This is a genomic window from Marinobacter azerbaijanicus (genome assembly GCF_030250645.1).
GTDB classification, from domain to species: domain Bacteria; phylum Pseudomonadota; class Gammaproteobacteria; order Pseudomonadales; family Oleiphilaceae; genus Marinobacter; species Marinobacter azerbaijanicus.
This window is the reverse complement of record NZ_JASSVS010000006.1, coordinates 123,185-145,685: the sequence shown is the minus strand read 5'-3', so window position 1 is coordinate 145,685 and position 22,501 is coordinate 123,185. Positions and strand designations below refer to the sequence as shown.

The window sequence follows — 22,501 nt, the reverse complement described above, 5'->3', positions numbered from 1 at the left end:
GTGTGCAGGATGATTATGAGAACATTATCCAGATGGTTTCTTGTAGCGGGCCTGGCGTGGTCATTGCTCTTTCCGCTAGCAGCAATGGCGGGCGTTACTGTCGAGAGCGCCCGGATCTGGCCGGCGCCGGACCATACGCGTCTGGTGCTTGATGTCGGCAACAAGGTTGATCACAAGGTGTTTGCCCTGTCGGGGCCGTCACGTCTGGTGATCGATCTGAAAAATACCCGCCTCAAGGCTGACCTCGAAAAACTGGACCTGTCGGGCAGCCCTGTTCGCCGCATTCGCAGTGCGCCCAGAAATGGCAGTGATCTGCGGGTCGTTCTGGACCTCAAGAGCGATATCAAACCGCGGAGTTTTCAGCTGGAGCCGAATCAGCAATATGGCCATCGGTTGGTGGTGGATCTCATTGATGAGGGTGGTCTCAAGTCCCGGAAACCCGCCGAGCCAACCGTTACCGAGAACAGCAATGGTAAGCGGGATATTGTTGTCGTTATTGATGCCGGTCACGGTGGTGAGGATCCCGGCGCTATCGGCCCCCGTGGTACCCGTGAGAAAGATGTCGTGCTGAAAATGGCAAGGACCCTGGCGGACCTGGTCGATGCCAGGCCGGGGTATACAGCCAAACTGACACGCACCGGTGATTACTATATTGATCTGCGCAGCCGGACACTGCTGGCTCGCAAGCATAACGCCGACCTGTTTGTGTCTGTCCATGCAGATGCGTTCCGTACACCCCAGCCCAGTGGCGCATCGGTGTTTGCACTGTCGCAACGGGGAGCCACCAGTGAAACAGCCCGCTGGCTGGCCAAAAGCGAAAACCGGTCAGACCTGATTGGTGGCGCCGGTGGCGTGTCACTGGATGGTCGTGATGAAATGCTGGCGGGTGTTCTTCTGGATCTGTCGATGACGGCCAGCATCAATTCCAGCCTGGGTGTCGGCGACTCCATTCTCGGCAGGCTTGGCAATGTTGCCAAGCTCCACAAGAAGGGTGTTGAGCAGGCTGCGTTTGCCGTGCTGAAATCGCCGGATATTCCCTCCATACTGGTTGAGGCCGGCTTTATATCGAACCCGAAAGAAGAACAGAATCTGTCAAGCTCCTGGTATCGTGAAAAAATCTCCCGGGCGGTTTTCGCGGGCATTGATGACTATTTCCAGAAGTCACCGCCGCCAGGCACCCTGTTGGCGTGGCAGAAGCAGAATGGGCAGGGCGGCGGCACAGTCAGTCAGTATCGGATTCGTCGGGGCGATACGCTTTCTGGCGTGGCCCGCGAGAACCAGACAAGCGTCAGTGAACTGATGCAGTATAACGACCTCAATGATGACCGTGTTATGGTAGGGCAAACCATTCGTATTCCCGCATCCTGAAACGAGGTGTCCCGGTAACATGCCCTCCATTCGATTACTGACTCCACGCCTGGCAAACCAGATTGCTGCCGGCGAGGTGGTTGAGCGTCCGGCTTCGGTCGTCAAGGAACTGATTGAAAACGCGCTCGACGCCGGCGCCCGGCGGGTTGATATCGAGATTGAACAGGGGGGTGTCAAACTCATCCGGATTCGTGATGACGGCAGCGGCATCGACGAGGCGGATCTTCCCCTGGCCCTCAGCCGCCACGCCACCAGCAAGATTGCGAATCTTGACGATCTTGAAGCGGTAGCGTCACTCGGTTTCCGCGGTGAGGCCCTGGCGAGTATCAGTTCGGTCTCCCGGCTTGCGTTAACCTCACGGACCGAAAGCCAGGAAGCGGCCTCGAAGGTGGAAGTGGAAGGGCGCGACATGGATGCCACCATCTTGCCAGCGGCCCATCCGGTGGGCACAACGGTCGAGGTGCGGGACCTGTTTTTTAATACGCCCGCCCGTCGAAAATTTCTCCGTACAGAAAAAACCGAATTCAATCACGTGGACGAATGTGTACGACGGCAGGCTCTGAGCCGCTTCGATACCGGGTTTACACTTCGCCATAACCAGCGCGTGGTCCAGAGCCTGCGTCCGGCAGAGAACCCACTGGACCGTGAACGGCGAATCGGTTCCCTGTGCGGGCAGCAGTTCATCGACAATTCCGTAGTGATCGATGCCGAGGCGACAGGGCTTAAGCTCTGGGGCTGGGTGGCGCTGCCCACCTTTTCCCGCAGCCAGGCGGACCTGCAGTACTTTTTCGTCAATGGCCGGGTGATCCGTGACCGGCTGGTGGCCCATGCGGTGCGCCAAGCCTACCGTGATGTGCTCTACAACAACCGCCACCCGGCTTTCGTGCTGTACCTGGAGGTTGATCCGTCGAATGTCGATGTCAACGTGCACCCCACCAAACACGAGGTGCGTTTTCGCGATGGTCGCCTGGTTCACGATTTTATTTTCCGCACTCTCCACAAGGCATTGGCGGATGTGCGGCCGGATGACCACCTGAGGGGCGCCGTGGCCCAGTCCCATGGGCGTGAGGCGGCTGGCGTATCCGACCGGTACGGCGCCCAGTCAGCCATGCCCGGGGTGAGCCACCATCCGGCTCCCGAGTCTTTTGCCGCCGCTGGTGGCCAGCAGCCAGCCGGGTTTTCCGGTAGTCCGCAGCCGCCGCAGCACGAATGGCAGGCCCGTGACCAGATGGCCTTCTATCAGTCCCTGAATGAGGGTGGTGGTGTGAATGGTCAGCCAGCCATGGCTGAAACAGGAGAGTTGGCAGTTGCATCTCCCACGCCGCCCCAGGATAGTGGCGACGAGCCGCCTCTGGGTTTTGCCATCGCCCAGCTGCACGGGATTTACATCCTTGCCCAGAGTCGCCAGGGCATGATTGTGGTGGATATGCACGCGGCCCACGAGCGCATCACCTACGAACGCATGAAGCGTGCGCTGGAAGCCCAGGATCTCAAAAGCCAGCCACTTCTGGTGCCGGTTTCCCTTGCGGTCAGCCAGAAAGAGGCTGCTTTGGCTGAAACCCATGGTGAAGAGCTGCTGCAGTTGGGGTTGAGAGTGGAAAGGATCGGCCCTGAAACCATAGCTGTGCGGCAGGTTCCAGCCCTGCTGCGGGGCGCGGATGCCGAGCAGCTGGTCAGGGATGTGCTGTCGGATCTGATTGAAAACGGTGAAAGTGACCGCGTGGAGGCAGTCACCCACGAACTGCTTGGCACCATGGCCTGTCATGGTTCGGTACGCGCCAACCGGCAACTGACTATTCCGGAAATGAACACCCTGTTGCGTGATATGGAGGCCACTGAGCGCAGTGGCCAGTGTAACCACGGCCGGCCAACCTGGACCGTGGTCACACTGTCCGAGCTGGACAAGCTGTTCCTGCGGGGGCGTTAGGGCCTTTATGAGTGCAACCCCGCTGCACGGAGCCAGGCCTCCTGCCATATGCCTGATGGGACCAACGGCCTCCGGCAAGACCGATCTGGCCATTGAACTCTGTCGTCGTCTTCCCTGTGAGATCATCAGCGTGGATTCTGCGATGATATACCGGGGCATGGATATCGGCACGGCAAAACCGTCCAGGGAAGAGCTTGCCCAGGCACCTCACCGGCTGATTGATATCTGTGACCCGGCAGAAACGTACTCTGCGGCGGACTTTCGCCGTGATGCCCTTGATGAAATGGCGCAGATTACCTCGGCGGGCCGGATCCCGTTGCTGGTGGGGGGCACCATGATGTATTTCAAGGCGTTGCTGCATGGGATGTCTGACCTGCCTTCCGCTGACCCCGACATTCGGCAGGCGCTGGAGCAGGAGGCCCGGGAGAGAGGGTGGGGCGCCCTTTATCAGGAGCTGGAGCAGCGGGACCCGGTAGCGGCCGGGCTGATTCACCAGAACAACCGACAGCGGCTGGTCCGGGCACTTGAGGTGATTCGTCTGACCGGCCGGCCGATATCTTCGATCTGGGAGAACAGATCCGGTCGGGAGAATGCGCGCGGCGATGAGAATGGAGAAGGTATTGAGGATTACACCTATTTCACTCAATGGCAGGCAGACGAAACGCCGTCTCTTCCGTATACTGTAGTGCAGCTAGCGATGGCTCCGGCCGAGAGGCGAACGCTCCACGACAGAATCAACCGCCGTTTTCAGGTAATGCTGGATGCTGGTTTTCTTGATGAGGTCAGGGCGCTGATGGCCAGAGGCGACTTGCACCCCGGCCTGCCTTCCATGCGTTGTGTCGGGTATCGTCAGGCATGGTCCTATCTGGCTGGTGATTATGATTACACCACCATGGTCGAGAAGGGAACTGCTGCTACCCGGCAGCTTGCCAAGCGACAGCTGACCTGGTTGCGAAAATGGTCCGGTTTGGACTGGCTGGACAGTGAAAACAAACTTATGTCAGACACTGCCTTGAAAATTATTGAATTTCGCACCACATTTAAACTTTGAAAATGACGATCTGCCTTTACTTATAAACAGGAGAAAACACATGTCAAAAGGGCACTCTCTACAAGACCCTTACCTTAATGCATTGCGCAAGGAACGCATTCCGGTTTCTATCTTTCTGGTCAATGGCATCAAGCTTCAGGGCCAGATTGAGTCTTTCGACCAGTTCGTGATTTTGCTGAAAAATACTGTCAGCCAGATGGTCTACAAGCATGCTATTTCCACAGTGGTGCCCGCGCGGAATGTTCGTATCCCGCCACAGGCTCCGGGCGGAGAAGAGTCTGAAGACTGATTTACCCGGTTATTCCGGCGTTGCCACCCGCGCTCCCGAAGAAACTGATAAGGTTTCCAGGGCCGCGGGTGTTTGTTTTGATGACAGGCCTGGCCTGACTGATTCGGAGTTTTTGCTACTTGTTTGAACGTCCAGACGTTGGTGAACGGGCAATTCTCGTTCATATTGAGTTTTCCTCCCACGAAGAATCCGAGGATCTGGATGAGTTCCGTGAGCTGGTCTGGTCCGCCGGAGTAGAGCCGGTGGGGGTTGTGACCGGCTCGCGCAAGCAGCCGAGTCCGAGATTTTTTGTTGGCGAGGGTAAGCTGGAAGAAATCCGCGATGCGGTAACCGCGAACGAAGCCGATGTGGTGCTTTTCAACCACGCACTCAGCCCCAGCCAGGAACGTAACATCGAGCGCGAGCTCCAATGTCGCGTGCTGGATCGTACCGGTGTCATTCTCGATATTTTTGCCCAGCGGGCCCGCACCCATGAAGGTAAACTTCAGGTGGAGCTGGCCCAGTTGGAACATATGTCCACGCGCCTGGTCCGGGGGTGGACCCACCTGGAGCGGCAGAAGGGCGGCATCGGCCTTCGGGGCCCGGGTGAAACCCAGTTGGAGACCGACCGGCGGTTGCTGAGGGAGCGCATCAAGTCCATTCACCGTCGGCTTGATAAAGTCCGTAAGCAGCGCAACCAGGGGCGTCGCGCCCGCAAGCGTGCGGATATTCCAACGGTTTCCCTGGTGGGTTACACCAATGCTGGCAAATCCACGCTGTTCAATCGCATCACAACGTCCACTGTGTACGCGGCCAATCAGCTGTTTGCGACCCTTGACCCGACCCTGAGACGGCTGGAACTTCCTGATATCGGGCCGGTCGTAATGGCGGACACCGTGGGATTTATCCGCCACCTCCCCCATAAGCTGGTAGAGGCTTTCCGTGCCACCCTTGAGGAAACCACGGAGGCCTCCCTCCTGCTTCACATAATCGACTGCCACGATCATCGGCGGGAAGAGAACATGGAGCAGGTTGAAGAGGTGCTGGCGGAAATCGGTGCCGACGAGATTCCGGTACTGCAGGTTTTCAACAAGATTGATCTTCTGGATAATTTTCAGCCGCGAATAGAGCGCAACGAAGATGGCGTACCGGTTCGCGCCTGGGTGTCCGCTGTTACCGGCGAAGGGCTTGATGGCCTGTTCGATTCCATTGTGGAGCGCCTGGCGGAAGATGTAATTCATCAGTTCGTGCTGCTGGGGCCAGCGGATGGAAAGCTGCGGGCACTGCTGCACCAGGCCGGGTCCGTGGTGTCCGAAAATCACCGTGATAGCGGGGATTCGGTACTGGAGGTTCGCCTGCAGCACCGGGACTGGTTACAGCTCCTCAGCCGCGCCGGCGTGCGCGAAAAAGACGTAAGACTCGACGATCAACGTACATAGACAGGCTGTGCTATTGCCGGGGAGCTTATAAATCCCTAGTATTTGCAGCCATTCGACTCGTTTGGAACGGAGAAAACTATGGCCTGGAATGAACCGGGTGGAAACCGCAACGACAATGACCCCTGGGGAACCGGTGGCGGTCGTGGTGGCAAAGATCAGGGTCCACCAGACTTGGACGAAGCGCTGAAAAAGGGCCTCGACAAGCTCAACAAGTTGCTCGGTGGCAAGGGCAACAAGTCAGGTGGTAGTGGCGGCTCTCCCTCCGGTGGCGGCAGCGCCGGCGGATTCGGGGCAATTCTTGCCCTGGCGGCAATCATTTTTGTCGGGTACGTCGTTTTTCAGTCTTTTTACACAGTGGACGAACAGGAGCGTGCGGTTGTTCTGCGCTTTGGCGAATTCAGCCGCACAGAACCTCCTGGCCTGCGGTTCAAGGTTCCGTTGATTGATAGCGTTCGGTTGGTGAGAGTCACCAGCGTGCGGAATGCGGAATCCACGGGGCAGATGCTGACACAGGACGAGAATCTTGTATCTGTGGACCTGCAGGTTCAGTACCGCGTTGGCGACGCCAGGGCCTATGTGCTGAATGTCCGTGATTCCAATCAGGCGCTGGCATATGCGACCGACAGCGCCCTGCGCCACGAAGTTGGCAGTTCGACGTTGGACGATGTTCTGACTGAAGGGCGTGCAGAGCTGGCCGTGCGTGTCGAACAGCGTCTTCAGACCTTCCTGGAGGATTATGGCACAGGTCTGTCAATCGTCCGTGTCAACGTTGAGAGCACCCAGCCGCCGGATGCGGTACAGGATGCTTTCCGGGAAGTGCAGCGCGCCCGAGAAGATGAGCAACAGCTCAAGGAAGAAGCCGAAACCTACCGTAACAAAGTGGTTCCGGAGGCTCGCGGCCGGGCTCAGCGCTTGACCGAAGAGGCCTCTGCCTATAAGGAAGAGGTAATCGAGAGGGCACGTGGTGAAACCTCACGCTTCCTGGCGGTGCTTGGTGTGTACGAGAACGCACCGGAAGTCACCCGTGAGCGCATGTACATCCAGGCACTTGAAGGCGTGCTGTCCAGGACCAGTAAAGTGCTGGTGGACACGCAAAGCAGCGACAACATGATGTATCTGCCCCTGGACAGGCTGACGAATCGCTCTGGCGCAGGCGCTGGCAATCAGAGCAGCTCCGGAAGCTCTGGCAGCGGAGACGTCGACATCAAGACCCTGTCAGACCAGGTAATTCAGGAACTGCGTGGCAGGCAGGATACTGGCGTTCGGAGGAGTAGATAATATGGGATCCAAAAGCATAGTAGGCCTTGCTGGCGCCCTGATCATAGTGCTCGTGACGCTGTCCAGCGTATACATCATTCCGGAAACCCACCGTGGTGTGTTGCTGCGGTTTGGTGAGTTGATCGAAACCGACATTGAAGCCGGGCTTCACTTCAAGGTGCCTGTCATTGATCAGGTCAGGGAGTTCGATGTCCGGTTGCTGACAACCGACCTGCCGTCGCGCCAGTACCTGACCATCGAGAAGAAGCCGCTTGACGTGGATTCGTACATCGCCTGGAAAATTCAGGATGTGGACCAGTTCTATCGCGCCACTGGTGGCGATGAGTACCGGGCATCCGAGCTGTTGATGTCCCGGGTCGATAACGGCCTGCGCGATGAATTCGGTGTGCGCACCATGGTTGAGGTGGTTTCCGGTCAGCGTGACGAATTGATGATTACGCTAACCGAACGGGTGAATGAAACGGCACAGAAGGAATTTGGCATCCAGGTGGTGGATATTCGCGTCAAGGCGATCGAATTCCCCGGCCAGGTCAGCCAGAATGTTTTCCGCCGCATGGCAACCGAACGTGAAAAGCTGGCACAGGAATTCCGTTCCCGTGGTCGCGAGCTGGCGGAGGGTATCCGGGCTGACGCTGATCGGCAGAGAACGGTTATCCTGGCGGAAGCCTTTGCCAAGGCAGAAGAAATGCGCGGTGAGGGCGATGCAGGAGCAGCCCAGATCTACGCTGACGCCTATGGCTCTAACAGCGAGTTCTATAGTTTCTATCGCAGTCTTGAAGCCTATCAGAAGACCTTCGCGAACGAAGATGACATCATGATCATCGACACTGACAGCGACTTCCTGAGATTCCTCAAGGACCCCCAGGGCGCTCGTTAACCGTCGGCGTCAGACTGACAAAACCGGAATACCTCGGTATTCCGGTTTTTTTGTGCCTGCCAACAGTGTAAAATTCTGCCGGTTTTGGTTCGGGTTTTTATCTGGTACCGAACATCGCCCTAAATCCTGTGCACTCCCGCGGCTCAAGTTTTTGCCCCGGGGCAGAACGGACAACCGAATCTCATGACAGTATCTGATCGCTGGCTGCTGCCGGATGGCGTGGAAGACATCCTCCCGCCACTGGCTGGACAGATTGAATCCCTGCGCCGGGATGTAATGGATACGTGCCAGCACTGGGGTTACCAGCTGGTTATCCCTCCATTGATTGAATACCTGGAGTCGCTGTTCACCGGCACCGGGCATGATCTGGAGCTTCAGACCTTCAAACTGACCGACCAGCTGACCGGCCGGATGATGGGTTTGCGGGCAGACATGACACCCCAGGCAGCACGCATTGATGCCCACACACTCGGCCAGGAAGGCATTACCCGGCTCTGTTACGCCGGCCATGTCCTGCACACCCGGCCGCGACATATGTTGACCGGTCGCACGCCGATCCAGGCAGGTTGCGAGCTTTTTGGCAGCGCTTCCGAATCGGCGGATATGGAAGTGATCAGTCTGATGCTGGAAACACTGAGAGTGTCCGGTTTACCGCGAATCCACCTGGATCTGGCCCATGTGGCCATCTATGAAACTCTGGTGGGTGAAGCCGGGTTTGATCGTGAGACGGGCGCAGCGATTTTCGATGCCATGGCGCGAAAATCGGTCCCGGAGCTGGATCAACTGCTGGGAGACTGCCCTCCGGGATCCTCCGGAGCGATGCTCAGGGAGCTGGCGCGAGTCAGTGGCGGAAGGGAAGCTCTGGTGGAAGCCAGGCGCATTCTAGAGGGGGCACCAAGGCCACTCGTGCGCGCACTTGAACAGCTGGAGCGGGTGGCTGGAATGCTGGCCGCAAACTACCCGGAGGTGAGCTTCGGTTTCGACTTCTGCGAACTTCGTGGATACAACTACCATACCGGGCTTGTTTTCGCGGCCTATGTGCCGGGACATGGCGACGCGGTTGCCAAGGGTGGCCGGTACGACGCCATCGGCAGTGACTTTGGCCGGGCACGCCCGGCCACCGGATTCAGTCTGGATATCCGTGCCCTGGTGTCTCTCGGGCAGCGACCCAGGCCGGCCGCCAAAGCGATCTGGGCGCCGGCTGAGGAAGACCCCGCCCTTGGCGGCGTTATCTCCGGATTGCGGATGACCGAGACCGTTGTCAGGGCGCTGCCTGAAGACGAAGGCATTGATCCTCGGTCCCGAAATTGCGACCGGATTCTGGTAAAGCGCGACGGCCAGTGGGTCGTGGAGCAGTTGGGCTGATAGCCGACAGGTATCAGGCTACTCATTTACAGGTAAATCTGCGGTTATTCCGTCGACCGGCGAAGCCGCATTGAGAGAGAGTCATGGGTAAAAACGTTGTAGTGCTGGGCACCCAATGGGGTGACGAAGGAAAGGGCAAGATTGTTGATCTTCTGACTGACAAGGTCGCTGCCGTGGTACGTTTTCAGGGTGGCCACAACGCTGGCCATACCCTGGTCATTGAAGGTAAGAAAACCGCCCTTCACCTGATCCCCTCCGGCATTCTCCGCAAGGATGTCCAGTGTCTCATCGGCAACGGTGTAGTGCTCTCTCCGGAAGCACTGCTGAAAGAAGTCAGAGAGCTTGAAGGTAATGGGGTTGCCGTACGCGACCGGCTCAGGATCAGTCTGGCCTGCCCCATCATCCTCAAGACCCACGTGCGTATTGACCAGGCACGTGAGCGCGCCCGCGGTGTCGACAAGATCGGTACCACCGGCCGTGGTATTGGGCCGGCCTATGAAGACAAGGTCTCCCGCCGTGGGCTTCGCGTTGGTGACCTGTGCGACCCTGCAAGTTTCAAAGAGAAGCTTCAGGAAATCATGTCCTACCACAATTTTGTGCTGACCGAGTATTTCCGCGAAGAGCCGGAAGACATTGATCAGGCGTTCGACGAACTGATGGCCATGGGCAAGGAAATATGGCCGATGTCTGCCGATGTGACGGATATTCTTCACGATCTGCGCAAGCGCGGCGAGCCCATTCTGTTCGAGGGCGCACAGGGCTCGTTGCTGGATATTGACCTGGGTACCTATCCCTTCGTTACCTCCTCAAACACCACGGCGGGCGGCACCGCCACGGGTACCGGTTTCGGGCCGTTGTTTCTGGATTATGTCCTGGGTATCACCAAGGCTTACACCACCCGCGTTGGCTCCGGTCCCTTCCCGACCGAGCTGTTCGATGATATGGGCCAGCATCTGGCGGTTAAAGGCAATGAGATTGGCACCACGACAGGCCGTTCCCGCCGTTGTGGCTGGTTTGATGCCGTGGCGCTGCGTCATGCCATCCAGATTAACAGTGTTTCCGGTATCTGTCTGACCAAGCTTGATGTGCTGGACGGCATGGACACCGTCAAGGTGTGTATCGGTTACAAAACGCCCAATGGCGAAATAACCCGTCCGCCCATTGGTTGTGACACCTACAAGGATATTGAGCCGGTGTTTGCGGAGATGCCGGGCTGGCAGGAAAGCACCGTCGGGCTGACTGGCCTGGATCAATTGCCGGAGAATGCCAAGGCCTATATTCGCTTCCTGGAAGAGCAGATCGAAGCACCTATCGATATCATTTCCACCGGCCCTGATCGGGTTGAAACCATCGTCCTCCGCCACCCCTTTGGTGAGTAATCACTGACGGCTGTCGCCGACGGCCCTATGGTTTGTCGGCGATAACCGTTGCCCGCGTCGGCCCCGGATAGCCTTCGATGGTTTTCCCGGGGTCGTCCGGGTCCAGAAAGTCCTGCAACGACTGAAAGCGCATCCAGTCAGTGCTCCGCTGTTCTTCGATGGTGGTTTCGGTTACGTCCACCACGCGGGCGTTACGAAACCCGGTCCGGTCCAACCAGCGCAGCAGGGTGTCGCAACTGGGCAGAAACCATACGTTCCGCATCCGGCCATAGCGATCTTCCGGCATCAGGCTGTAGCCTTCCGGCCCGTCCGCAATCAAGGTTTCCAGCACCAGCTCGCCCCCCGGCCGAAGCGTGTCTTTCAGTTCAAGAAGGTGATCCAGCGGTGAGCGGCGGTGGTAGAGCACGCCCATGGAGAAGGTGGTGTCGAAGGCCTCCAGTTTTGCCGGAAGGTCTTCCATGCGCACCGGCAGCAGGTCAACACGGTACTCCGCACCCACGTACCGTTTAACGCTCAGGAACTGGAACAGGAACAGCAGTCCGGGATCGATACCAACCACGCGACCGGCGCCTTCTCCCAGCATGCGCCAGCAGTGATAGCCGGAACCGCAACCCACATCCAGGATCTGACGGCCGCTCAGATCTGAAAGGTAGGGCGATACCCGGTCCCATTTCCAGTCCGAACGCCATTCGGTATCAATATAGGTGCCAAAAAAATCAAACGGCCCCTTGCGCCAGGGCATCAGCCCCCGCAGCCCCTCTTCAAGTTGCGAGGCTGTAGTGGCGGAAAGAGGCTGCCGGGCCGTAAGGGTAATGGCAGAGCGGTTCAGGTCCGCCTCGGCGTCCGGGATGTCAGGCAGGGTGTTCAGCGCCTCCAGCCAGCGGGCGATATCACCGTGGGGGTTCTCGTCAAAGCGCCTGTGGAGCTGTTGCTGCAGCAGGTGCCGCCAATGCTCCAGGCCACGGCTGTCAAGATCATCAAACAGCGGGGAAAAACACCGCTGCCAGTCGAAGGTCGTCATGAAAGCTCCGTTCAGGGCGATTTAATGGCGAGCATGGAAACAAAGTTGAAGCACTGATACCACACCAGCACCTGGTTAAAACCCGCCTTCATCAGCCTTTGCCGGTGCTCCGTCAGGGTTTCCGGAATCAGCACCTGTTCCAGCGCCGACCGTTTCTGGCTGATCTCCAGGTCGGAGTAGCCGTTGGCGCGCTTGAACTCGTGATGGAGTTGCGTCTGTATTGCCTGTTCAGCATCGGATTCAAAACGGATCTTTTCAGACAGAATCAGCACACCCCCTGGCAGAGTGGCATCGGCAATGCGTGTCATCAGTTCCGCGCGTCTTTCCGGCGCCACAAACTGGAGGGTGAAATTCAGGGTGGTGACCGAGGCATTGTCGATGAAGGTGTCCAGAATATCTTCGCAACGCAGGGTGACGGGTAATGGATGGTCGTCCAGGGCAATGTAGTGTTCACAGCGTTCAATCATGGCGGCCGAGTTGTCGACCCCTGTCAGGCTGCAGTCCCTGTCACCGATGCCGTGGCGCATGGCCAGGGTGGAGGCGCCCAGGGAACACCCCAGGTCGTAGCAGTGGCTGCCCGGGCGGGCGTACTGCTCGGTAATGACCTCGATCATCGGAATGATGGTGGTGTAGCCAGGCACCGAACGGCGAATCATGTCCGGGAATACCCGTGCTACCGACGCATCAAAGCGGAATTCCCCGCTTTCACGCTCACTGGCATACAACCGGTCCAGTGCCTGTCCCGGTTTTTTGTTCGGATCACTCATCGTTCGCAGGCTCCTGACTCCTGTCTACAGAGGCAGGACCGCGACTGCAGCGAACACCCCGGTTCTTGTAGTCCACAAGAATGCCCCGGAAATCGGGGTCTGCGTCGGCAGCGATGGCCAGATAACCCTGCTCACAGACCGCATGAAGCTCCGACGATTTGGGGGACATGCGGAATTCCTCGCCCGGGGTGATATGAACCGCCTCAAATTCTCCCACCGGTACGTGATCCTTGTTGTCTGAATGGTCAATTCTGCCGCTGGCTTCAAGCACGATAACGGTCACGATTATGGTGCCAATGGCTGTCGCAATCAGACTGCGTACGGTGAATCTGGCCTCACTCTGGCTCATCAATCAGTCTCCGGTCTTTCAGTTTTTCCGGCCTCAGTACTGGCCGGGCACGTTAATGGAAGGGGCCTGCAGCGCCGCGAGCTGTTCCCGCAGCGACAGGATCTGGTCGGCCCAGAAACGGGGCTGGGCAAACCAGGGGAAGAAACGCGGGAACGCGGGGTCGTCCCAGCGTTTTGCCAGCCAGGTGCAGTGAGAGATCTGCCGGTAACAACGCAAGGGTTCGATGAGGTGTCTCTCGCGGCGGTTGAAGTCCCGGAACATCTCGTAACCCTCCAGCAATTCGCCGAACTGCTGCCCGCGCTCGATATCGTCGCCATTGAGCAGTAGCCAGAGGTCCTGGATGGCTGGCCCGGTGCGGCAGTCGTCCAGATCGACAAACAGCATCTGTTCCTCGCGGCAGAGAATGTTCCCGGCATGGCAGTCGCCGTGCAGTCTCAGGGAATGAACCTCTCCGGCTTCATCAATCCGGCGGGCACAGTTGTTGACCAGGTCAGGGATCAGGGAGTCCCACGCCGGGCGCAGATCATCGGGAACCCAACGGTTCTCCGTCAGGAACCGGTTATTATCCTCAATGCCGGAGAGTATGGACATGGCCGGACGGTGGTGGAAGCTGGCGGTGTCGCCAATATTGTGAAGCTGCCCAAGCCACTGCCCGAGGCGGTAGAGTGTGTCGGTCACACTGGTGTCCGGAGCCTGTCCACCCCGTTGCGGGAAAACAGCAAACAGGAAGTCGCTGTGTCTGCCCAGAGTATCGCCAGAGGACATGGTCATGGGGGCAACCACCGGGATGTCCGCTTCGAGCAGTTGGAGTGTGAATTCGTGCTCCTCCCGAATCTGGGCTTCGCTCCATCGCCCCGGGCGATAGAACTTGGTGATGACTGGCGGCTGGTCTTCGATGCCTATCTGATAGACGCGGTTTTCATAACTGTTCAGGGCGAAGAGTCGCCCGTTAACCACAAATCCAGCATCCTCCATGGCATCGAGAATTGTATCGGGCTTGAGGTGATCGTATGGATGGCTGGAGATTTCGGTCATAAATAAGGTTTAGCGCCTCGAATTCTGTTGGGCTTGCATCTCGGCAAGGTGATACCAGTTTTCGTCCAGTTCCCAGCGGACCCGTTCAATACCGGAGGCGCTGAGCACGATGTCACCTGCCCTGGCCTGAACCTGGGCCAGTTCACGCTCGGCTCGCTGCCAGTCCCTGTGGTTGTCGCCCAGGTTGCGCATGCTGGGAAAAATGGTGGTCAGTGCTTCATGGGTGGATGTCTGGTGCGAACGCAGGGAGCTCATGATGGCGGTGTTTCCCTCCACTCTCAGTACGCGGTGCTGGTAGGGGTAGTTTGCCACCATGGCATCCGCTTTGAGGTCCTGGTTGAGGCTGATAACCTCAAAACCACGCCACCCGAGCCAGCCGACAAATATGGCGGCTACCATCATTACAATTATAAACTGCTTCCTGTCAGACATCGTTTACCTGCTCCATGCACTGATTTCATGGGCAAGTATAACGTTTCAGGGGCGCCACAGTAATGTGGTTAAGGCTTTTTCACGGTCAAGTACATTGGTGGTACTGACTTCGACCCGGATGGTGATAAAGGTGGGGCCAAAGCAGATGACAGCCAGGGACATGTTCCAGACCGATACCGTGGTGATCGGTGCCGGCGTCGTTGGGCTTGCGGTGGCCAGGAGGCTGGCCATGCAGGGCAGGGAAGTGCTGGTTCTGGAGGCGGGGGCTCACTTCGGTGAGGGCCTCTCGTCCCGCAACAGTGAGGTTATCCATGCCGGCCTTTATTATCCGGAGGATTCCCTAAAGGCAAGTTTGTGCGTTCGAGGTCGGCATCTACTGTATGACTACTGTCGTCAGCATGGCATAGGGCACCGCAAGACCGGCAAATGGATCGTCGCGGGCGGCCAGGCTCAATTGGAGAAACTCCACGCCATAGCCGCGCAGGCGCAGTGTAATGGTGTTCCCCTCGAGCGGGTGGGAAGCAGGGTGTTGCGGGAGTCGTTGCCCGGCGTCACCGCAGATGAAGCGCTGTACTCCCCGGAAACCGGCATTGTGGATAGCCACGGAGTGATGCTGGCAATGCTGGCGGAGCTTGAAAGCTGTGGTGGGCAACTGATTTGCCATGCCCCAGTGGAGCGGGGCGTAACCAGCGGGGCTCAGCATCGGCTATGGATAGGCGGCCAGGCACCCTGTGAGCTTCTGGCGCGGCGGGTGGTCAACGCTGCAGGCCTTGGGGCGGTTGCACTGGCGAAGGGCTGGGAGGGCATGCCAGAGTATGTGACTCCACGGCAATGGCTGGCTCGCGGGGTCTATTTCAGTTATTCAGGCCGTCATCCTTTCAGCTCACTCGTCTATCCGGTACCCGAGAGGGGGGGGCTGGGTGTCCATCTGACCCTGGATCTCGCCGGCCAGGCCCGCTTCGGACCGGATGTGGAGTGGATAGAGGGGATCGATTTCTCGGTTGACCCGGACCGGGCGGGGTTGTTTGCAGACAGCATTCGTCGTTGGTGGCCGGGACTGGATGAAACCCGTCTGCAGCCGGCCTATGCCGGCATCCGGCCGAAGCTGGCGGGGCCGGATGGTGGGTTTACGGATTTCCGGCTTGATGGAGAATCAGAGCACGGTGTTCCCGGCCTGGTGCACCTGCTGGGTATTGAGTCACCGGGGCTGACAGCGTCCCTGGCGATTGCGGAGGAGGTGACCGCACAACTGGGCGATTAAGTGGTATCCGGTTATCCCGGCGTCCTTGCCAACGCCCAGATCTGCACATCCCGGGCGCCGGCTTCCAGTAAGGCGATGGTCAGACTTCTTGCAGTGGCGCCGGTGGTCACCACATCGTCCACTATGGCAATTCTCTCGGGTGCGCGGCGGGTTACATGAAAGATCCTCGTCAGGTTTGCCAGGCGTTCTTCCCGGCTCAGGCCCCGCTGGGGGCGGGTGCGCCGGTTCCGTATCACAAGCTCCGTCGTCCACGGAATGCCGCACCGTATGCTGATCTGTTCGGCAATGTCTGCTGCCTGGTTAAAGCCCCGCTGTCGACGGCGGGCCGGATGCATGGGGCTGGCTACCAGTAGTTCCGGCCGCCGTTCCGGTGCTGCTTCCAGAACGGACACCAGGTGTTCGGCGAGATCGTTGATCAACGGCCGGGCAAACGTTCGCTGGCCGTTGTACTTGTAGCGCTGGATCATGCTGTCGACCGGGAACCGGTAACGCCAGGGTGCAATAACCCCGCTGAACGGTGGTGGGTCCTGCAGGCACTGGCCGCAGAGCCTGTCATTACCCTCGAAGGCAAGGGGCAGGGCGCACTGTCGGCAATGCCAGTGATTGGCCGGCAGGTCCTGGCGGCAGGGAGTGCAGAGGCCAAAGTGGGCGTTTGGCTCCAGGCACGCCACGCACTGGCCGCCGGCAGAGCACAGGATGCCCCGCACAGAATGGTGAATCCGTTCTCCGCTGTTAACCTTTGGTGTTAACAAGGTTGACAGTAATCTCAGTCCCTTTATCATCTGTTTCATCCGTAAACCAGAATCCCGGTAAAGTTAACAGGACTGAATCATGACTGCCACCGCACCCCGTCACGACTGGACCATGCAGGAAGCCCGCGCGCTGTTCGAGCTGCCATTCAACGATCTTCTGTTTCGCGCCCAGAGTGTCCATCGTGAGCACTTTGATCCCAATGAGGTGCAGATCAGCACGCTACTGTCCATCAAGACCGGTGCCTGCCCGGAGGACTGTAAGTACTGTCCCCAGAGCGGCCATTACAACACCGGACTGGAAAAAGAAAAGCTGCTGGAAATCGAAAAAGTGGTTGCTGAAGCCAAAGCAGCCAAAGCCAAGGGGGCGTCCCGTTTCTGCATGGGCGCGGCCTGGCGCAGCCCTTCGAAGAAGGACATGGGGTATGTGGTGGATATGGTGCGCCAGGTGAAATCCCTGGGGCTGGAGACCTGTATGACCCTCGGCATGCTGCAGCAGGAACAGGCCGACGAGCTGGCCAGTGCCGGGCTGGATTATTACAATCACAATCTGGACACTTCCGAGAAGTACTACAGCCACATCATCACCACTCGCACCTATCAGGATCGGCTCGACACTCTGGAGAACGTCCGCAACGCCGGTATGAAAGTCTGCTGTGGCGGCATCGTGGGCATGGGCGAGGATCCCGATGACCGGGTTGGCCTGCTTGTGCAACTGGCAAACCTGCCTCACCACCCCGAGAGTGTTCCGGTGAACATGCTGGTGAAGGTGCCGGGCACGCCCATGGAAAACGTGGCAGATCTTGATCCGTTCGACTTTATTCGCACTATCGCGGTGGCCCGCATCATGATGCCGGCCTCCCATGTGCGCCTGTCTGCGGGTCGCGAGGATATGAACGAGCAGATGCAGTCCCTTTGCTTCCTGGCTGGCGCCAACTCGATTTTCTACGGTGAGAAACTGCTGACTACCGCCAATCCCGAAGCGGATGCGGACCGTGAACTGTTCCGACGCCTGGGCATTCGCCCTGAAATGCGTGAGCAGGCCTGCTCGGAGCAGGATGCGGAAGAAGCCATTGTCGAGGCGGTGGAATACGAGCAGACCCGTCATATGTTCTACGACGCCACCCGTGAGTCTGCATAAGCAGGCGACCCCGGTAAGGGCCGACCATGCGTGACTTTGCAGCGGAACTGGATCAGCGAAAGCAGGCAGGGCTCTACCGCACCCGTCGGGTGATCAGTGGGCCCCAGCAGCCAGAACTGGTCTCCGATGGTGTTCCATTGCTGTCATTCTGCAGTAATGACTATTTGGGGCTGGCCAGCCATCCTGACATCGTCCGTGCTGCCACGGATGCCATGCCGCATACCGGTCTGGGTGGGGCAGCATCACACCTGATCTGCGGCCATCACAGTGCCCATCACCAGCTGGAGGTTCGGTTAGCGGCATTTACCCGCCGCAGTTCGGCCCTGTTTTTCTCCACCGGCTATATGGCCAACATGGGCGCAATATCGGCGCTGGCTGGCCGTGGTGACACCATCTTTTCCGATCGCCTGAATCACGCCTCTATTATCGACGGATGTATTCTCAGCCGTGCCAGGGTTCGTCGCTATCCTCACGGGGATATGGACGCCCTGGCGGATATGCTGGCCAGCACCGGTGGTCACAAGCTGGTGGTGACCGACGGCGTGTTCAGCATGGACGGGGACATTGCACCCCTGAAGGAGCTCGCGGCCCTCTGTCGCAAGCACGATGCGCTGCTGGTAGTGGACGACGCCCACGGTGTGGGTGTGCTCGGACCTCAGGGGCGAGGCAGCCTGATCGAACAGGGGCTTACCGAGGATGATGTTCCGGTGCTGATAGGGACGCTGGGCAAGGCTGTGGGTACCAGTGGTGCGTTTGTCGCCGGACCGAAACTGCTGATGGATTACCTGGTTCAAAAGGCCCGAACCTACATCTATACCACAGCCATGCCTCCGGCTATTGCCGCGGCGACCTGTACCAGCCTTGACCTGATAGAGCGGGAAGACAGCCGTCGCAGCCACCTCCAGCTACTGATTGCAGAGTTCCGCCGCGAAGCAGCGGCCCTGGGCTTCAGGCTGATGCCGTCCCGCACTCCGATACAACCGATCATGGTTGGGGACAACTGGTCCGCCCTGGCGCTCAGCGAGGCGCTGGAGCAGAAAGGGCTGCTGGTCACGGCCATCAGGCCACCGACAGTTCCGGAAGGTGAAGCCCGTTTGCGTGTGACGCTCAGTGCAGCCCACTCCATGGCGGATCTGGAAAGGCTGTTGGTCGCACTCGCGGACTGTCGTCCGCTGCTTGAATCGAAGTCTGCAGAGGCGGTATGAATCGAGTGGTCCAACAGACCCCACTGGTCCTTATCGGAGGCTGGGGTGTCGATGCCGCCATGCTTCTTCCCCTGTTCGAGCGCTGGCCGGGTGAAATTCACCTGGTGTCATTGACCGACGCCGTGATGAGCCGGTGCGAGTCGGTGGCCGATGTTGCCGCTCAGCTTCTGGATCGCTATCCGGGCCGCTCAGTCTGGGCAGGCTGGTCCCAGGGTGCCCAGGTGGCGATGGCAGCGGCATCGCTGGGCGGCCCGCAGGTTGGCAGAGTGATTACGCTCGCGGGGTTCCCCCGCTTTGTCGCCGGCCCCGACTGGCCGTCTGGTATGTCGCCTGAGACCTTTGCCGACTTCAGGGCCGGGGTTGTCAGCCAGGCCAGCCAGGCCTGGCGGCGTTTCCAGCGTCTTTTGATTCAGGGCTGTGACGATCATCTCCAGGCCCGCCAGGAACTTCAGCCCTGGCTGCAACAGGGAGCCTCGGTGTCGCCGGCCAATCTGATTCGCGGGCTGGAATGGCTGGAGACGGAAAATCAGCAGTCATTATGGCAGGAAATACGGGTGCCAGTGCTTCACCTTCAGGCGGAGCAGGATGCGATCGTCCGGTCCTGGGCGGAAACCTTTACCCCGGCGGTGACATCCGAGGTGGTCACTGTACCCGGAATGACCCATTGGCCCCGGAAGCAAGCGGTCACCCTTTGCCGGGATGAAATTTGCCAGTTTGTGTTCGGAAAGGGGGATTCGTGGGAGATCTGACAGCGCTTACAGATCCGGCAACAGTGATTGTGCAGGGGGCGGCCAAAACAGAGGTTGCACGGGATTTCGGGGCGGCATCAAAAACCTATAACCCGGCAGCACGGCTGCAGCGTTACATGGGCCAGGTCATGCTCGACCAGTTGTCGGAGCAGGGCTGTCTTCGGGAAGCCGGGGATGGCTGCCAGATACTGGACCTGGGGTGTGGCACCGGTTGGTTTACCGGGCAATTGGCCGGGATAGCGGGCGGTGCCGGGAATTCCGTCACCGGAGCAGACCTGTCGCAGGGTATGCTTGACTACGCCCGTGCGGTTGCGGCCCCGGACATTCGCTGGCTGGTCGCAGATGCCGAATCCCTGCCGCTGGAAGACAACAGCCTGGATGTGATTTTCAGCAACCTGATGATCCAGTGGTGCAATGGTTCGGCGGGTGTGCTTGCCGAGTGTCGCCGGGTACTGCGCCCCGGTGGGCAATTGTTTATATCAACCTTGCTGGAGGGCACGCTGGATGAGCTGCGTGGCGCCTGGCACCGGGCCGATCCTGGGCATGAGCATGTTAACCGATTCGAAAGCGAGGATGCCTTTCGCACGCAGGCTATTGAAGTGCTGCCGGCGCCGCGCATTGCTACCGAATCCATTGCCCTCGATTACCCGTCACCAATGGCCCTGCTGGCAGAGTTGAAAGCCATCGGGGCCGGTTTCAAGGGTTCGTCCCGTCGCCGGAATGCGACAGCACCGGGCCGTTTACGGGCCATGTGCCATCATTACCCGAAAGGCGATGATGGCCAGGTCCACGCTACTTACCAGGCGGCATGGCTGACCTGCCGCCTGCCTGACTGACTATCGGAGTTCTCTGGGCCATGGCCAGAAAAAGTTATTTTGTGACAGGTACGGATACGGGTGTTGGCAAGACGCTGGTCTCGGCGGCGATCCTGGAGGCGGCGGCGTCTCTCGGAAAACGGACACTGGCGATGAAGCCGGTGGCTTCTGGCTGTGATGACACGCCAGACGGCCTGCGCAATGAGGATGCGCTGATACTGATGGAGGCCATGTCGGAATCCCTGGCCTACGACCAGGTCAATCCGGTGGCGCTGAAACCTGCCATTGCACCCCATGTGGCCGCCGCCCAGGCAGGACGACAGATCACCGCCGAGCGTCTGGTGGGATTCTGCCGCGGCCTGCAGATGCGCCCGGCGGATCTGCTGCTGGTGGAAGGCGCCGGAGGCTGGCGGGTACCGCTCAATGATCGAGAGACCTATGCCGCCATGCCAGTGGCGCTGCAAATGCCTGTCATTCTCGTGGTGCCCCTGAAACTTGGCTGCATCAACCATGCCCTGTTGACCGCCGAAGCCATCCGGCGGGACGGACTGACCGTCGCGGGCTGGGTAGCCAACCGACCGGAGGCAGAGGCGATGGACTGTGAACAGGAAACCCTGGAGTACCTGATCAATCACCTGGAGACTCCCTGTATGGGCATCCTGCCCTGGCAGGACTCGCCAGACCCGAGAGCCTTGGCTGCAAGTCTCAATGTGCATTGTTTGTTTGAAAATTGACCAGAAATGTGGCTTACTTGAGTCAATTAATGGTCATCGGACAACGCAGTTATGATCAACAACACATTGGGAATTGGTATTCAGGGCATCCAGACCGGCATGCAGGGTATGGAAAATGCTGCCCGTCAGATCGCCCGCGGTGGCGCTGATGGCCCCCAGGGCACGGCCGATGGTGCCGGTGGCTTGGTTGAGCCCATCATTGATCTCAAGCTCTATGAGCGCAGTGTTGAGGCTTCGGCCCAGGTCGTGAAAACCGCCGATGAAACCCTTGGTACGTTGCTGGATATCAAGGCCTGAACCCGCCGGCAGTGGCCTCCTGGTCGCCTGTTCCGGTTACCTGAATCGCTGACATGATGATTTCCGGCTCACTTCCCTCCGTGGCACCAGTGTATCCCCTCCCGGGCGTCGGGGCAGCCGAAGCTACCCGGCAGCCGGGCAGTGAGCCTTCCTCTGCTGATTCCGATAGAGCTTCCACAAACAGAACCGTCAGCGAGGACAGGGAAGCCGGCGATCGTGCACGTCCACAAACCTCCGGCTCAGACGATCCCCAGGGGCTGGAAGAGGCGCAGCTGCAGGAACTGTCTGACCTGAAAGCCCGAGACCGTGAAGTCCGCGCCCACGAGGCAGCTCACCAGGCTGTGGGTGGGCAATATGCCGGGTCCATTTCCTTCGTGTATGAACGAGGCCCCGACGGTGCTCAATACGCAGTGGGTGGCGAAGTATCCATTGACACCGCCCCGGTGCAGGGCGATCCACAGGCGACCATTGAAAAGATGCGCGTGGTCAGGGCGGCAGCGCTTGCGCCTGCGGAACCCTCTGCCCAGGATCGTGCTGTTGCTGCCGAGGCCATGCAGCTCATGTTGCAGGCCCAGTCCGAGTTGTCCACGGAGCTGGCCGGCTCTGAAGACGCCGATCCTTCAGAAAGCGCAGATGCAGATGATGGTGAGCCGGGGGTTGCTGAATCCCGCAGTGCGGCCACCGCCTACCAGATGGTCTCCGGCTTCTCTGAATCTGACACCATAACTGATGGCATCACCCCCAGGTTTCAGGCAACCGCCTGATAAAAAGCGCATTACCCTGTTCCTTCCTGCATTTATCCCGCTGCCGGCGTAAAACTTCACCACAAAATACAACACAAATTTCAGGCATGGCTATTGACAATTCCTTGCCTCTAAACGTATGTTTCAAACAAGTGTTTAACTAGCGGTGCGGTATCGATTGCTGTGCCGTGTGAGCAAACCCCGAGGCAAAGTGCTGTGACCGTTTCGCAGCTGTGACCGAAAATCTGAGG

General features: G+C 59.0%; 23 protein-coding genes. 17 read left to right on the top strand and 6 right to left on the bottom strand.

Features of this window, described 5'->3' with window-relative positions:
* Positions 1 to 15 precede the first annotated feature (15 nt).
* From QPM17_RS13260 to QPM17_RS13220, 9 genes are all read left to right on the top strand, one after another.
* A complete protein-coding gene (locus tag QPM17_RS13260) occupies positions 16 to 1,368 on the top strand; it encodes an N-acetylmuramoyl-L-alanine amidase (protein ID WP_285391265.1) in 1,353 nt (450 codons plus the stop codon).
* Between the two features lie 19 nt (positions 1,369 to 1,387).
* On the top strand, positions 1,388 to 3,295 hold the full coding sequence (mutL, locus tag QPM17_RS13255) for a DNA mismatch repair endonuclease MutL (RefSeq protein WP_285391264.1): 1,908 nt from the start codon (positions 1,388 to 1,390) through the stop codon (positions 3,293 to 3,295).
* Between the two features lie 7 nt (positions 3,296 to 3,302).
* Positions 3,303 to 4,346, top strand: coding sequence for a tRNA (adenosine(37)-N6)-dimethylallyltransferase MiaA (miaA, locus tag QPM17_RS13250; protein WP_285391263.1), 1,044 nt, complete (start codon positions 3,303 to 3,305; stop codon positions 4,344 to 4,346).
* Positions 4,347 to 4,386: 40 nt separating this feature from the next.
* On the top strand, positions 4,387 to 4,635 hold the full coding sequence (gene hfq / locus QPM17_RS13245) for an RNA chaperone Hfq (RefSeq protein ID WP_007154829.1): 249 nt from the start codon (positions 4,387 to 4,389) through the stop codon (positions 4,633 to 4,635).
* 119 nt (positions 4,636 to 4,754) lie between these two features.
* Positions 4,755 to 6,053, top strand: coding sequence for a ribosome rescue GTPase HflX (hflX, locus tag QPM17_RS13240; RefSeq protein ID WP_285391262.1), 1,299 nt, complete (start codon positions 4,755 to 4,757; stop codon positions 6,051 to 6,053).
* A 78-nt stretch (positions 6,054 to 6,131) separates the two neighbouring features.
* Positions 6,132 to 7,331 carry an FtsH protease activity modulator HflK gene (hflK, locus tag QPM17_RS13235; RefSeq protein WP_285391261.1) on the top strand — a complete coding sequence of 400 codons (1,200 nt, stop codon included), beginning with the start codon at positions 6,132 to 6,134 and terminating at the stop codon, positions 7,329 to 7,331.
* A 1-nt stretch (position 7,332) separates the two neighbouring features.
* Positions 7,333 to 8,208: a protease modulator HflC gene (hflC, locus tag QPM17_RS13230; protein ID WP_285391260.1), complete on the top strand. Its 876-nt coding sequence runs from the start codon at positions 7,333 to 7,335 to the stop codon at positions 8,206 to 8,208.
* Between the two features lie 183 nt (positions 8,209 to 8,391).
* A complete protein-coding gene (locus QPM17_RS13225) occupies positions 8,392 to 9,573 on the top strand; it encodes an ATP phosphoribosyltransferase regulatory subunit (protein WP_285391259.1) in 1,182 nt (393 codons plus the stop codon).
* 83 nt (positions 9,574 to 9,656) lie between these two features.
* A complete protein-coding gene (locus QPM17_RS13220; protein ID WP_285391258.1) occupies positions 9,657 to 10,952 on the top strand; it encodes an adenylosuccinate synthase in 1,296 nt (431 codons plus the stop codon).
* A gap of 25 nt (positions 10,953 to 10,977) precedes the next feature.
* On the opposite strand, the gene cmoB is transcribed toward QPM17_RS13220, so the two are convergent.
* The 5 genes from cmoB to QPM17_RS13195 are packed head-to-tail and all read right to left on the bottom strand — an operon-like array spanning position 10,978 to position 14,556.
* Positions 10,978 to 11,973, bottom strand: a complete 996-nt coding sequence (gene cmoB / locus QPM17_RS13215; protein WP_285391257.1) for a tRNA 5-methoxyuridine(34)/uridine 5-oxyacetic acid(34) synthase CmoB — start codon at positions 11,971 to 11,973, stop codon at positions 10,978 to 10,980.
* An 11-nt stretch (positions 11,974 to 11,984) separates the two neighbouring features.
* Positions 11,985 to 12,740 carry a carboxy-S-adenosyl-L-methionine synthase CmoA gene (cmoA, locus tag QPM17_RS13210; protein WP_285391255.1) on the bottom strand — a complete coding sequence of 252 codons (756 nt, stop codon included), beginning with the start codon at positions 12,738 to 12,740 and terminating at the stop codon, positions 11,985 to 11,987.
* A complete protein-coding gene (locus tag QPM17_RS13205) occupies positions 12,733 to 13,089 on the bottom strand; it encodes a PA3694 family proteiin (protein ID WP_285391254.1) in 357 nt (118 codons plus the stop codon). Before QPM17_RS13205 ends, cmoA begins: the two co-directional genes overlap by 8 nt.
* A gap of 33 nt (positions 13,090 to 13,122) precedes the next feature.
* Positions 13,123 to 14,124, bottom strand: coding sequence for a serine/threonine protein kinase (locus tag QPM17_RS13200; protein WP_285391253.1), 1,002 nt, complete (start codon positions 14,122 to 14,124; stop codon positions 13,123 to 13,125).
* A gap of 9 nt (positions 14,125 to 14,133) precedes the next feature.
* Positions 14,134 to 14,556: a hypothetical protein gene (locus QPM17_RS13195; RefSeq protein WP_285391252.1), complete on the bottom strand. Its 423-nt coding sequence runs from the start codon at positions 14,554 to 14,556 to the stop codon at positions 14,134 to 14,136.
* Positions 14,557 to 14,716: 160 nt separating this feature from the next.
* Here QPM17_RS13195 and QPM17_RS13190 point away from each other — a divergent pair, with 160 nt between their 5' ends.
* Complete coding sequence (locus QPM17_RS13190; RefSeq protein WP_285391464.1) at positions 14,717 to 15,817, top strand: NAD(P)/FAD-dependent oxidoreductase; 1,101 nt, start codon at positions 14,717 to 14,719, stop codon at positions 15,815 to 15,817.
* 11 nt (positions 15,818 to 15,828) lie between these two features.
* Here QPM17_RS13190 and QPM17_RS13185 read toward each other — a convergent pair whose 3' ends face one another.
* Entirely contained in the window at positions 15,829 to 16,608 is a 780-nt protein-coding gene (locus QPM17_RS13185) for a ComF family protein (protein ID WP_285391251.1), read from the bottom strand.
* Between the two features lie 40 nt (positions 16,609 to 16,648).
* On the opposite strand from QPM17_RS13185, the gene bioB reads away from it, so the two are divergent.
* The 7 genes from bioB to QPM17_RS13150 are packed head-to-tail and all read left to right on the top strand — an operon-like array spanning position 16,649 to position 22,271.
* Positions 16,649 to 17,707 (top strand): biotin synthase BioB, encoded by a 1,059-nt coding sequence (bioB, locus tag QPM17_RS13180; protein WP_285391250.1) that lies wholly within the window; start codon positions 16,649 to 16,651, stop codon positions 17,705 to 17,707.
* A 26-nt stretch (positions 17,708 to 17,733) separates the two neighbouring features.
* Positions 17,734 to 18,912: an 8-amino-7-oxononanoate synthase gene (gene bioF / locus QPM17_RS13175; protein ID WP_285391249.1), complete on the top strand. Its 1,179-nt coding sequence runs from the start codon at positions 17,734 to 17,736 to the stop codon at positions 18,910 to 18,912.
* Positions 18,909 to 19,661 (top strand): alpha/beta fold hydrolase, encoded by a 753-nt coding sequence (locus tag QPM17_RS13170; protein WP_285391248.1) that lies wholly within the window; start codon positions 18,909 to 18,911, stop codon positions 19,659 to 19,661. The genes bioF and QPM17_RS13170 overlap by 4 nt, the downstream gene beginning before the upstream one ends.
* A complete protein-coding gene (locus QPM17_RS13165) occupies positions 19,649 to 20,497 on the top strand; it encodes a methyltransferase domain-containing protein (protein WP_340366741.1) in 849 nt (282 codons plus the stop codon). Before QPM17_RS13170 ends, QPM17_RS13165 begins: the two co-directional genes overlap by 13 nt.
* Positions 20,498 to 20,517: 20 nt before the next feature.
* Positions 20,518 to 21,210, top strand: a complete 693-nt coding sequence (gene bioD / locus QPM17_RS13160) for a dethiobiotin synthase (RefSeq protein WP_285391246.1) — start codon at positions 20,518 to 20,520, stop codon at positions 21,208 to 21,210.
* A 51-nt stretch (positions 21,211 to 21,261) separates the two neighbouring features.
* Positions 21,262 to 21,507: a flagellar biosynthesis protein FlgE gene (locus QPM17_RS13155; RefSeq protein ID WP_285391245.1), complete on the top strand. Its 246-nt coding sequence runs from the start codon at positions 21,262 to 21,264 to the stop codon at positions 21,505 to 21,507.
* A 53-nt stretch (positions 21,508 to 21,560) separates the two neighbouring features.
* On the top strand, positions 21,561 to 22,271 hold the full coding sequence (locus QPM17_RS13150; protein WP_285391244.1) for a putative metalloprotease CJM1_0395 family protein: 711 nt from the start codon (positions 21,561 to 21,563) through the stop codon (positions 22,269 to 22,271).
* Positions 22,272 to 22,501: the final 230 nt, after the last annotated feature.

What these genes read in the sequence shown, in the direction of transcription:
- QPM17_RS13260 (WP_285391265.1), top strand. Translation starts at nt 16, where the DNA reads ATGAGAACATTATCCAGATGGTTTCTTGTAGCGGGCCTGGCGTGGTCA.
- mutL (WP_285391264.1), top strand. Translation starts at nt 1,388, where the DNA reads ATGCCCTCCATTCGATTACTGACTCCACGCCTGGCAAACCAGATTGCT.
- miaA (WP_285391263.1), top strand. Translation starts at nt 3,303, where the DNA reads ATGAGTGCAACCCCGCTGCACGGAGCCAGGCCTCCTGCCATATGCCTG.
- hfq (WP_007154829.1), top strand. Translation starts at nt 4,387, where the DNA reads ATGTCAAAAGGGCACTCTCTACAAGACCCTTACCTTAATGCATTGCGC.
- hflK (WP_285391261.1), top strand. Translation starts at nt 6,132, where the DNA reads ATGGCCTGGAATGAACCGGGTGGAAACCGCAACGACAATGACCCCTGG.
- hflC (WP_285391260.1), top strand. Translation starts at nt 7,333, where the DNA reads ATGGGATCCAAAAGCATAGTAGGCCTTGCTGGCGCCCTGATCATAGTG.
- QPM17_RS13225 (WP_285391259.1), top strand. Translation starts at nt 8,392, where the DNA reads ATGACAGTATCTGATCGCTGGCTGCTGCCGGATGGCGTGGAAGACATC.
- QPM17_RS13220 (WP_285391258.1), top strand. Translation starts at nt 9,657, where the DNA reads ATGGGTAAAAACGTTGTAGTGCTGGGCACCCAATGGGGTGACGAAGGA.
- cmoB (WP_285391257.1), bottom strand. Translation starts at nt 11,973, where the DNA reads ATGACGACCTTCGACTGGCAGCGGTGTTTTTCCCCGCTGTTTGATGAT.
- cmoA (WP_285391255.1), bottom strand. Translation starts at nt 12,740, where the DNA reads ATGAGTGATCCGAACAAAAAACCGGGACAGGCACTGGACCGGTTGTAT.
- QPM17_RS13205 (WP_285391254.1), bottom strand. Translation starts at nt 13,089, where the DNA reads ATGAGCCAGAGTGAGGCCAGATTCACCGTACGCAGTCTGATTGCGACA.
- QPM17_RS13200 (WP_285391253.1), bottom strand. Translation starts at nt 14,124, where the DNA reads ATGACCGAAATCTCCAGCCATCCATACGATCACCTCAAGCCCGATACA.
- QPM17_RS13195 (WP_285391252.1), bottom strand. Translation starts at nt 14,556, where the DNA reads ATGTCTGACAGGAAGCAGTTTATAATTGTAATGATGGTAGCCGCCATA.
- QPM17_RS13190 (WP_285391464.1), top strand. Translation starts at nt 14,717, where the DNA reads ATGTTCCAGACCGATACCGTGGTGATCGGTGCCGGCGTCGTTGGGCTT.
- QPM17_RS13185 (WP_285391251.1), bottom strand. Translation starts at nt 16,608, where the DNA reads ATGAAACAGATGATAAAGGGACTGAGATTACTGTCAACCTTGTTAACA.
- bioB (WP_285391250.1), top strand. Translation starts at nt 16,649, where the DNA reads ATGACTGCCACCGCACCCCGTCACGACTGGACCATGCAGGAAGCCCGC.
- bioF (WP_285391249.1), top strand. Translation starts at nt 17,734, where the DNA reads ATGCGTGACTTTGCAGCGGAACTGGATCAGCGAAAGCAGGCAGGGCTC.
- QPM17_RS13170 (WP_285391248.1), top strand. Translation starts at nt 18,909, where the DNA reads ATGAATCGAGTGGTCCAACAGACCCCACTGGTCCTTATCGGAGGCTGG.
- bioD (WP_285391246.1), top strand. Translation starts at nt 20,518, where the DNA reads ATGGCCAGAAAAAGTTATTTTGTGACAGGTACGGATACGGGTGTTGGC.
- QPM17_RS13155 (WP_285391245.1), top strand. Translation starts at nt 21,262, where the DNA reads ATGATCAACAACACATTGGGAATTGGTATTCAGGGCATCCAGACCGGC.
- QPM17_RS13150 (WP_285391244.1), top strand. Translation starts at nt 21,561, where the DNA reads ATGATGATTTCCGGCTCACTTCCCTCCGTGGCACCAGTGTATCCCCTC.